The 11,123-nt window shown below is 71.4% G+C and carries 7 protein-coding genes; 6 read left to right on the top strand and 1 reads right to left on the bottom strand.

The annotated features are described in order from the left end of the window. Positions 1-397: 397 nt before the first annotated feature. The 6 genes from QRN89_RS11620 to QRN89_RS11645 all read left to right on the top strand — a co-directional run bounded on the left by QRN89_RS11620 (position 398) and on the right by QRN89_RS11645 (position 9,912). On the top strand, positions 398-2,149 hold the full coding sequence (locus tag QRN89_RS11620) for a D-glucuronyl C5-epimerase family protein (RefSeq protein WP_290349275.1): 1,752 nt from the start codon (positions 398-400) through the stop codon (positions 2,147-2,149). Positions 2,150-2,280: 131 nt separating this feature from the next. Then, positions 2,281-2,877 (top strand): acyltransferase, encoded by a 597-nt coding sequence (locus tag QRN89_RS11625; RefSeq protein WP_290349276.1) that lies wholly within the window; start codon positions 2,281-2,283, stop codon positions 2,875-2,877. A gap of 227 nt (positions 2,878-3,104) precedes the next feature. Then, positions 3,105-4,841: a D-glucuronyl C5-epimerase family protein gene (locus QRN89_RS11630; protein ID WP_290349277.1), complete on the top strand. Its 1,737-nt coding sequence runs from the start codon at positions 3,105-3,107 to the stop codon at positions 4,839-4,841. Between the two features lie 267 nt (positions 4,842-5,108). Then, a complete protein-coding gene (wecB, locus tag QRN89_RS11635) occupies positions 5,109-6,212 on the top strand; it encodes a non-hydrolyzing UDP-N-acetylglucosamine 2-epimerase (RefSeq protein WP_290349278.1) in 1,104 nt (367 codons plus the stop codon). A gap of 146 nt (positions 6,213-6,358) precedes the next feature. After that, entirely contained in the window at positions 6,359-7,780 is a 1,422-nt protein-coding gene (locus QRN89_RS11640) for a glycosyltransferase (protein WP_290353665.1), read from the top strand. Continuing rightward, positions 7,777-9,912 carry a glycosyltransferase family protein gene (locus QRN89_RS11645; RefSeq protein ID WP_290349279.1) on the top strand — a complete coding sequence of 712 codons (2,136 nt, stop codon included), beginning with the start codon at positions 7,777-7,779 and terminating at the stop codon, positions 9,910-9,912. Before QRN89_RS11640 ends, QRN89_RS11645 begins: the two co-directional genes overlap by 4 nt. A gap of 176 nt (positions 9,913-10,088) precedes the next feature. On the opposite strand, the gene galE is transcribed toward QRN89_RS11645, so the two are convergent. After that, positions 10,089-11,057, bottom strand: a complete 969-nt coding sequence (gene galE / locus QRN89_RS11650) for a UDP-glucose 4-epimerase GalE (protein ID WP_290349280.1) — start codon at positions 11,055-11,057, stop codon at positions 10,089-10,091. Positions 11,058-11,123: the final 66 nt, after the last annotated feature.

The raw sequence follows: 11,123 nt of genomic DNA on the forward strand, positions 1-11,123 counted from the left end.
GAGCGCAGCTGGCCTCGGGCGCACGCACGCCGCAGCGTCCACGTGCGGCTGCGGGCCTGCGTTCCCAGGGCCGGCCGGCGGTGTCCAGTATCCCGCCGCCGACGCGCGCGTGGATCGGACTCCTTCCGCCAACGCGCGCGTGGGCCGGACTCCTTCGTCCGGTTGCCGTGACGTCATCGAACTCACGGCAACGGCTGTGACGAGCCAACGCGTTTGCCGATCACGTTTCCATCACGGAATCGGAGCGGGTCCACCATCCCGCCGCTGCAGTTCCCCTATGAACCGATCCATCCTTCACACGGTCAGTCAGATCGTTTCGTATCGATTACGGAACTCCACACATTTCCCATACGATCCACGTCATCACTGATCAAGTCCCTTGGGGGGGTACTCAGTCATGGCTGGGAAGAGGCGTGTCGAGGTCGGGCGCAGACGGTTCATCCGGCTCGCGGGCGGCACCGCGGCAGGCGTGGCCGTAGCAGGGGGCGGCGCGGTCACGGCCATGGCCACCGGCGCCTTCGACGGAAAGCCCGACCCGTTCGCGAACATGCCGCGGTCGCTCGCGCTGAGCCTGCCGCAGACGCCGGGCGAGGGCTTCCCCGTGCCGCCGCTGCCGGACCCGAACGACGGGGGCACCGGCTCGGCGCCGGACCCGTCGACGCGTATTCCGCACGCGCGGAGCATGCCGGACGCGCGGGCCGTGGAGCAGGACGTCCCGACCGCGCTGCCGTTCGAGTTCAACCGGAACGGCTTCACGATGGTGCAGGACCTGCCGGAGGCACTGCGCCCGTGGCGGAACCGGCCGGTGAGCTGGGAGAACAGGACCCCCACCGGCCTGTACCGGCTGAACGCCCAGGGCGCGTACCTCTACCACCCCAACAACGGGAGCGTCGGCTACGACCACCCGGTGGGCCAGATCCAGTTCGGCCTCGGCTGCATCACGAGCTACCGCGTCGAGAAGGACCCGGCCCGCAAGGCGGTCTTCCTCCAGCGCGCCAAGGCCCAGGCCAACCGCCTGATCGAGAAGCGCGTCGAGGCCCGCGGCGCCTGGTACTTCCCGTACGGGTTCGATTTCAAGCACGAAGTGCACAGCGGAGTCGACTACAAGGCCCCCTGGTACTCGGGGATGGCGCAGGGCGAGGCGATCAGCCTCTTCGTGCAGCTCGCCCAGCTCGACGGAATCACCGAGTCCGAGCGCACCCTCTACATGGCCGCCGCCCACGGCGCCTTCTCCTCGCTGCTGCGGGGCGACAACGGCGTGCCCTGGTGCGTGAACAAGGACCGCGCGGGCTACCTGTGGATCCAGGAGTACCCCTTCAAGGCCGCCGGCACCGGTGACTACACCTACAACGGCATGGTCTTCGCCATGTTCGGCCTCTGGGACTACTACCAGGCGACCGGCAACGAGCTCGCCGCCCAGCTGTACGACGGCGCGTGCACCACCATGGCCCGGTACTTCCCGCAGCTGCGCAACGCCCGCGGCATCTCGTACTACTGCCAGGCCCACCGGATCACGACGGACTCGTACCACCCGCACCACATCGTCCTGTGGCGCCAGCTCCACTGGCAGACGAACAGTGTCGTCTTCGCCAACCAGATGGACCAGCTCATCGACGACTTCCCGCCGTACGTCCTGCCGGCCGGGGCGACGATCGCCATCGCCAAGGGCACGCACACGCTCTACAGGATCGCGACCAAGCCGGACGGCTCCTACGACAAGAACCTGGCCGCGCCGGACAAGATCCTGTCCACGAAGAAGGCCACGTTCTCCAGGGCCACCTCGGCCCCGGCGAGCATGCGTCGCCGGATCAAGGGTGCGGGCATCTGGTATCAGATCAGCGCCGGAGCGTACAAGGGTTACTGGATCGGCGAGGCGTTCCCGAACGCCTTCCTGCGCGGGGAGTACCTCGCAACCGACTACCGGGTGCAGCGCACGCTCACGTTCCGTACGAACACGGACATCGTGGCGTACAAGTTCGGCATCGACGGCACCGCGGGAACCACCCGGAACCTGAAGTACGCGACGGCCACGACGGCGGCCTTCGACCGCAGGTCGATCGTGAACGGCCGGGCGATGTGCCGCATCTCGGAGGGCGAGCTCGCCGGCTACTGGGTTCCCGCGAACCAGGTGATCGCCGACGGGGCCTGACCGCTCAGGCGAGGGCATCCCGGTCGTCGCGGGTCACGCGAGCGACCGCGACGGGCCGTCCTCCTCGGCCGCCCGGCCGAGGAGGACGGCCCGTATGCTCGGCCCGAAGCCAGACACCGGAAGGCAGAGAAGTGAACTACAGGGTCCAGCCCAGCGCCCAGGTCGACGAGACGGCCGAGATCGGCGCCGGCAGCAGTGTGTGGGATCTCGCGCAGATCCGCGAGGGCGCCCGCCTCGGCGAGGGCTGTGTGATCGGCCGGGGTGCGTACGTCGGCACGGGCGTGCACATGGGCGACAACTGCAAGCTGCAGAACTACGCGCTGGTGTACGAGCCGGCCGAGCTCGGTGACGGCGTCTTCATCGGCCCCGCCGTGGTGCTCACCAACGACCACAACCCGCGTTCCGTCGACCCCGACGGCAAGCAGAAGCGCGGCGGCGACTGGGAGGCCGTCGGCGTGAAGATCGCCGACGGGGCCTCGATCGGCGCGCGTTCGGTGTGTGTCGCCCCCGTCAGGATCGGCGCTTGGTCGATGGTGGCCGCGGGCGCCGTGGTGACGAAGGACGTGCCGGATTTCGCGCTGGTCGTCGGGGTGCCCGCGCGGCAGATCGGCTGGGTCGGCCGGGCCGGTGTGCGGCTGACCGAGCGCGAGGGCGAGCCGGGTGTGTGGGAGTGCCCGCAGAGCGGCGCCCTGTACGACGAGAAGGACGGCACGCTCACCGAGCGCTGACCGCCGTCCACCCGCGGGGACTCCCTCCCCGGCCCCTCACGCCCGCGGACGCCCTCCGCGGGCGGGGCAGCGCCGCGCGGCGCTCGTCAACCGCGTGACGGCCGGGAGGCCGCCTCGGCCATCCGATCGAGTCGCCCTCCCGGCTTTCGCGTGTCTGTGGCGGCTTCCGCCCGGAACGTCCCCATAGGATCCGCAGCCATCGCCGATCTTCCCCGGGAGCTTCAGGCATGGCCGAGAGCGGCAGCACCGCACGGGACCGTTCCGCACCGGAAGGTTCCACACTGGACCGCAGACGGTTCTTCCGCCTCGCGGGCGGCACCGCGCTCGGTACCGCGCTCACCGGCGCCGGCACGGGTGCCGCGCAGGCCGTCCCGGGCGCGCCGGCCACGACCCGGCCGCTCCCCCGGGCGTCGCTCCCGCCGCTCCCGCCCCTGCCCGACCAGCTCTCGGGAGGAAAGGTGACTCCCCCCGCGCCCTCCGTCCGTGTCCCCCGCGCCGACGGCCCGCCCGCCCCCGCGACCGTGCGCGCCGCACTCCCGGACGCGCTCCCGTTCACGTTCCACGGCAGGGGCTACACCGCGGTGGACCTGCCGGAGCGGCTGCGGCCCTGGCGCGACCGGCCGACGCCGTGGTCCGGCGTCACCCCGGACACCACGCACACCTATCTCGACCGCGACGGGGTCATCATGTACCGCCCCCGCCGGTCGGCCCCCGGGTACAACCAGCCCGTCACCCAGATCCAGTTCGGCCTCGGCTGTGCCGCCGCGTACCGCACCACCAAGGACCCGGCCCGCAGGGCGCTGTTCCTCAAGCGCGCGAAGGCACAGGCGAAGCGCCTGATCGACACACGGGTGGAGGCGCGCGGGGCGTGGTACTTCCCGTACCCCTTCGACTTCACGCACGGCAGCCACAGCGGCATCTCCTACCGGGCGCCCTGGTACTCGGGGATGGCGCAGGGCGAGGCGATCAGCCTCTTCGTGCAGCTCTCCCTGCTCGACGGCGTCACGCCGCAGGAGCGCACGCTGTACCGGACGGCCGCCGACGCGGCGTTCGCCTCCCTGCTGCGCGGGGACGACGGCGATCCGTGGGTGGTGAACCGGGACGGCGCCGGCTATCTGTGGATCCAGGAGTACCCGGTCGACGCACCGGGCACGTCGGACCGCACGTACAACGGAATGATCTTCGCCATGTTCGGGCTGTGGGACTACGCCCGGGCGACGGGGAACACGCTGGCGGCGCGGCTGTACGACGGGGCGTGCACCACGGTCGACCACTACTTCCCCACCCTGCGCAACCGGCGGTGGGCCTCGTACTACTGCCTGACCCACCGGATCCCGACGCCCTCGTACCACCAGCACCACATCAACCTGTACCGGCAGCTGCACTGGCAGACCGGCAGCCCGCGCTTCGCCCACATGAGCGATCTGCTCACGGACGACCATCCTTCGGGGTTCCTGCCGGAGGGCTCCCCCGTCGTCCTCGCGGCCGGGACGCACACGCTGTACCGCTACGACACCGACGCGGACGGTGACTTCGTCGCGGCGAAGCGTGACGCCGAGCTCGCCCGCAGGACCGTCAGCCTGCCCCGCACCACCCGGGCCACCGCGAACCGCCGCCGCCGGATCATGGGCCGCGGCGTGGCCTACCGGATCGACTCGGGCCCCTACGCGGGGTGGTGGGCCGGTGAGGCCCACCCCAGGTGCTATCTGCTCGGCGAGTACCTCCCCACCGACTACCGGCCCGGCCGGACGCTGTCCTTCCCTGCGGGCAGCAAGGTGACCTGCCACCGCTACGGGCGGGACCGCGGTGCCGCCGCCACCCGCACCGTGACGTTCGACAAACCGTCCGGTGCGCCCTTCGACCGGCGGTCGGTCGTCAACGGCCGGCCGATGTGCCGGATCTCCGCCGGCGCCCTCAAGGGTTACTGGGTGTTCGCCGGGGACGTCGTCACGGACGGCCGCTGACCGCAGTCCCACTCGTCACCCGGGACCGTCCGCCGGGCGGACGGTCCCGGGTGACCCGTTTTCGACCGAAGTACGCACACGGTTCACGAAATCGTTATGCGGTCCCTCGTAGATCGTCCGGGGCGTTCTGACCTTTGCATGCACACGGCCTCCACCCGGTGCGGCCCCACGGCCTGGACCTTGTCAGTGCGCGGATTGCCTACCATTGCGAGCAGTGTGAGACCGTGACACGCCTGCCCACGCCCTGACCAAGAAGAAGAGTGCTCAGTGAAAGTCATCAGCATCGTCGGAGCCCGTCCTCAATTGGTGAAGCTCGCCCCCATCGCGGCGGCGTTCGCGGAGACCGAGCACGAGCACTTCATCGTGCACACCGGGCAGCACTACGACGCCGACCTCTCCGACGTCTTCTTCGACGGCCTCGGCATCCCGGACCCGGACGTGCACCTCGGCGTGGGCTCCGGCAGCCACGGTGTGCAGACGGGCTCCGTGCTCTCCGCCCTGGACCCGGTCCTGGAGCGCGAGAAGCCGGACTGGGTCCTCGTGTACGGCGACACCAACAGCACGATCGCCGGCGCGCTGTCGGCCGTGAAGATGCACCTGCCGGTGGCGCACCTGGAGGCGGGCCTGCGCTCCTTCAACCGGCGGATGCCGGAGGAGCACAACCGCGTCCTCACCGACCACTGCGCCGACCTGCTGCTGGCACCTACCGAGGAGGCCATGCGCCACCTCGCGGGCGAGGGCCTCGCCGACCGGGCCCGGCTCGCCGGTGACGTCATGGTCGACATCTGCCTGAAGATCCGGGACGCCGTGCGGGCCGGGGAGCACCCCGCTCCGGCGCTGCCCGAGGGCATCGACCCGTCGCAGCCGTTCCTGCTGGCGACGCTGCACCGCCCGGACAACACGGACGACCCCGAGCGCCTCTCCGCGATCCTGGAGTCGCTGGCGAAGCTGCCGGTCCCGGTGGCGCTGCTGGCCCACCCCCGTCTGGTCGCACGGGCCGAGGCCCACGGCATCAACCTGGCCCAGGGCAGCGTGCACGTCGGCCGGCCGCTGCCGTACGCGGGTCTCGTCGCCGCCGTGCTGGCCTCCACCGGTGTGGTCACGGACTCCGGCGGTCTGCAGAAGGAGGCGTTCCTGCTGGAGCGCATCTGCACCACGGTCCGCCCCGAGACCGAGTGGGTGGAAACCGTCGAGACCGGTTGGAACGTCCTTGTACCCGACCCGCACACCCTCTCCCCCGAGGAGTGGGCCGCGACGGTGACCCGCGCCGTGCCGACCGCCGACCCCGGCACCCCGTACGGCGACGGCCGGGCCGCCAAGAACGTTGTCCGGATCATGGAAGAGTGGAAGGGGGGCAGCCGGCACGCGTGACGGAGAAGGGGCCTCCGCGCCGCGCGCCCGCGACGGGCGACGCGGCAACCAGGTGGCCCGAATCCGTACATGTCACCGTGCTAGCGTCACCGACTATGTCAGCGTCTCCCGGGTCCGGGCTGCCCGCCGAAGGCAAGCGGCCTCATGTGATCTACCTCGCCATCGGGTTCCCGCCGGCCGCCAAGAGCTCGGCCTACCGCATGCGCGAGACCGCGAACCAGTTCATCAACGTGGGCTGGGACGTGACCGTCGTCAACGTCGCCCAGGAGTCCTGGGAGCGGGACTCCGGCGTCGACCTCACCCTGCTGGACCAGGTCGACCCCAGGGTGAGGATCGTCGAGCTGCCCCTGGCGCGCGAGGATCTCGAGACGGACATCCGCCTCTACGACGAGGCCCGCGCGCTCAACCCCAACGGCTGGGTCGCCAAGCTCCGCCGCCGCCAGATGAAGCCGTTCCCCGAGCCCAACTTCGGCGAGTGGCGCACCGATCTGGAGCAGGCGGTGCTGCGCATCCACGAGGAGCACCCGGCCGACCTGCTGCTCGCCAGCTGTGTGCCGTACGTGAACCTCGCGGCGGCCTGGAAGCTGTGGGAGGAGAAGCGGGTCCCGTACGCCGTGGACTTCCGCGACGGCTGGTCCATCGACGTCATCGAGGGCGTCGAGGCCTTCGGGCCCGACTCCGAGGAGGGCCGCTGGGAGCGGAAGATCCTCGACGAGGCCCTCTCCCTGTGGGTCGTCAACGACCCCATCGCCGACCACTACCGCAGGCGCTACCCGGACTTCGCCGACCGCGTGCACGTCGTGCGCAACGGCTACGACGCCGACAGTTCCCCGGGCCGCGCCCACGCCCCGGACCTCGAGTCCGGCCTGGTCTTCGGCTACCTCGGCACGGTCAACTTCACCCCCCAGCACCTGGAGACGGTGCTCAACGCCTGGAAGGCGGCCCGGGAGAAGGAGCCGCTGCTGGCCAACGCGCGCTTCGAGGTGCGCGGTCACATCGGCAACGGCGCCGGCCGTGAGGCGAACCGGCACACGGAGATCCTCAAGCAGGCCGAGGCCGACGGCGTCCACTTCGGCGGCCCCGCCGCCAAGGCCGAGGTCGCGTCGATCTACGCCGGCTGGGACGCCATGGTGCTGATCCTGATCGGCGGCCGCTACGTCACCTCCGGCAAGGTGTACGAGTACATGGCCACCGGTCTGCCCATCGTGTCGGCGCACGTCGTCGAGCACGACGCGTCGAACGTGCTGAACGGGCACCCGCTGTGGACCGGCGCCGTCGGCATCGACGAGGAGGGCCTGACCGAGTCGTTCGTCCGGGCCGCCCACATGGCCGTGGAGACCAGCGACGAGGTGCACGCCGAGGCCATGGCCCACGCGGACCAGTTCACCCGCGAGGCGCTGATGACCGTGGCCGTGAAGAACCTCGTCGAGGAGTTCACGGCGAAGTACGCCGCTCAGGGCGCGCGCGAGACCGCGGCCGGCGGCACCCCGGCGGCCGCGGCGCCGGGCACCGGGGACGTGGCGCCCCTCGCCGAGAAGTCGATCGTCGCCGGAGGACCCACCCCGTGACCGAAGTCCTGTTCGTCGCCGCTGCCAAGCCGCAGTTCGGCGTGCTCGCCGACTCGGTGCGCAAGTTCAACGCCCTCGGCGCGCGGGTGCACCTCGCGGCCACGTTCCATCTGGAGTCCTCCGCCGAGGAGGTCGCCGCGCTGGAGCTGGCCGGGCTGCACCAGCTGCCGAGGAGCGTCGCGCACCGCAGCCAGGCACTGCGCCGCAAGGCGCGCACGTCCCCGCTCGGCATGCGGGTGTGGATGCAGTCCAAGAGCGACTCGTGGCTGCGCGACCGGGCCCGCAAGGCCGATGTCATGGTCGCCCTCGACCCGGGCGCCGTCTACACCGTGTGGCGGCTGGCCCAGTACAACCGCAGCGCCGCCGCCATGTTCGGCCTCGCGCCGGGCCTGAAGGCCGTCGAGGGCCTGACGTCCCAGGGCGGCAGCGTGCAGCGCCGCTCGGTCATCCCGCCGCTGGACGCCGTGGCCCGCGATGTCCGCCGCTCCGTGGACGGGCTCCCGGCCGCGGTGATGCGCACCGCGACCGCGCGTCCCGTGATGCGCTCCACCGTCGGTGCCCGGCTGTGGCGCACCGCCGTCACCGCGCCCGGTGTCCCGACCCGGGTGCGTGCGGCGACCTCCCGCTATGTCGCGGAGGGCATGCAGTGGGCGGGCCGTACGAGCGGCGCCGCCATAGCTCTCGCCGATGCCGCCTCGAAGATCCCGGACCTCGGGCTCAAGGCGCAGCTCCTCGACGAGGGCGTGATGAAGGAGATCACGAAGGGCCTCAGCCCGCGTCATCTCGACAAGGCGGTGGCGGCCCAGCTCGCCTTCGCGGACCGGGAGTTCGCCGCCGGCCGCACGGAGAAGGCGGCCACGGCGCTGGACCGTGCGCTGTTCCTGGACTTCCACCGGGTGCTGCACATCGACCAGCTCTCCTCGCCGCTGGCCAAGGACGCCGAGGGCTTCGTCGCCCCGCTGTACCGCTCCAAGGCGATGCAGGCGCTGAGCCGCCCGCAGGGCCGGAAGACGCCGTACAAGAAGGCGCCCACGGACCGGCCGCTGCGGCTGCTGGTCACCACCAGCGCCAACGACAACTTCCTGCACCACATCCTGGACCACTTCGGCGACCACCCCGGCGTGGAGCTGCGGTTCCTGGACCTGGCCGCGTCGAAGCACCTGAAGCGGATCGCCTGGGCGGGCCGGCGGATGCTGGAGGACCGGCTGTCCGGCGGCACCAGCGACTACCAGGAAGAGGTCGAGCGGTTGTTCCGCCCGTACCTCGACTGGGCCGACACGGTCTTCCTGGACTGGTCGGTGGGTCCCGCCGGGATGCTCACGACCATCGATCCCGGTGACACCAGGATCGTGGTCCGGCTGCACAGCTACGAGGCGTTCACGCGCTGGCCGCACATGACGGACTTCTCGCGGATCGACGACCTGGTCTTCGTGGCCCCGCACGTGAAGGACCTGGCCGTGTCGCTGGTCCCGCAGCTGCGCGGTGACCAGGCGCCTCGTTTCCACATCGTCGACAACGCGATGGATCTGTCCGGCTTCGCCCGGCCGAAGCCCGCCGAGGCCCGCTTCAACCTGGGCCTGATCGGGATAAGCCAGGTCGCCAAGGACCCGAAGTGGGCCGTGGACGTCCTGGAGCGGGTGCGCCGGCACGACGAGCGCTACCGGCTGATCCTGGTCGGTGGGGACATGGACCCGAAGACGAGCCGGGCGACGCGCGAGTACCGCCGCGAGTTCGAGAAGGAGCTCGCTCCGCTGGAGGAGTCGGGCGCCGTGGTCCGGCTGGGCCCGACGGACGACGTTCCGTCGAAGCTCCAGGAGATCGGCACCATCATCAGCTCCTCGGTCCGCGAGGGCTGCCACGTGGGTCTGATGGAGGGCGCGGCGAGCGCCGCCGTCCCGGTCGCCCGCGACTGGCCGTTCTACGCGGGCAAGCCGAACAGCGCCCGCACCCTCTACCCCGAGGGCTGGGTCGTCGGCTCCCCCGAGGAGGCGGCGAAGCGGATCCTGGAGACCACGGCCACCGAGGAGGCCTGGCGGGACGCGGGCAAGCTCGCGGCCGAGCACGCGCTGTCCGTGTGGGACTGGCCCGTGGTCCGGAAGCACTTCGAGAAGCTGTTCCTCGAGGACCGGTAGAGCGGCGCGAGGACGGACGAGGGTGAAGGGAAGGGCCCCGGGACATCGTCCCGGGGCCCTTCCCCTTGCCTCTGCCAGCCTCTCGCTCCCGCACCGGCCCCGTGCGCCGGTCCCGACCGCTCGCCGGACGCCGACCGACGGACGGCGACCGCGGGCGGTGGCCCGCGGGGCAGTGGCTACGGGTGGCGCAGCCGCCAGCCCGCCCATGCCGACTCGACCATCTCCCGCACCTCGTGGCGCGCGCTCCAGCCCAACTCCTCGCGGATGCGGTCGGCGGAGGCCACGACCCGCGCCGGGTCGCCCGGCCGGCGGTCCGTGACTTCGGGCTTGACGCCCTCGTGGCCCGTGACGTCCTGGATGATCCCGACCATGTCGGCGACCGAGACGCCCTCGCCGCGGCCGATGTTGAGGATCAGCCGGGCGTCCGGGTCGGCGGCGAGCCGGCGGGCCGCGGCGACGTGGGCCGAGGCGATGTCCTCGACGTGGATGTAGTCGCGGATGCAGGTGCCGTCCGGCGTCGGGTAGTCGTCGCCGAAGATCCGCGGCGCCTCGCCGGCGGTGAGCCGCTCGAACACCATCGGGACGAGGTTGAAGATCCCGTCGTCGCCGAGCTCGGGCGTCGCCGCGCCCGCGACGTTGAAGTAGCGCAGCGAGGCGGTGGCGACCGGGTGGACCTTGCCGACGGCCGTGACCAGCCACTCACCGGCGAGCTTGGTCTCGCCGTACGGGTTGATGGGCGCGCACGGCGTCTCCTCGGTGACGAGGTCGACATCGGGCATGCCGTACACGGCCGCGGAGGACGAGAACAGGAAGCGGCTCACCCCGGCGGCGACCGCGGCGTCGAGGAGGACACGCAGGCCCTCCACGTTCTCCCGGTAGTAGTAGAGCGGCTTCTCGACGGACTCGGCCACCTGCTTCTTGCCCGCGATGTGAACGATGCCGGTGACGGCGTGCTCGCGCAGGACGCGGTCCACGGTGTCGCGGTCGAGGACCGTGCCGGTCTCCAGCGGCACCCCGGCGGGCAGCCGCTCGGCGCGTCCCGTGCTCAGGTCGTCGAGGACGACGACGCGCTCGCCGCCCTCGGTCATCGCCTTCACCACGTGCGATCCGATGAAGCCGGCACCACCGGTGATCAACCAGGTCATGGGGAACCTTCCTTGCAAGCGGCCCTGCCCCGCGGATCCGCGGGGCAGGGCCAGGTGTCGTCGCGT

This window comes from Streptomyces sp. HUAS CB01 (assembly GCF_030406905.1).
GTDB lineage: Bacteria > Actinomycetota > Actinomycetes > Streptomycetales > Streptomycetaceae > Streptomyces > Streptomyces chengbuensis.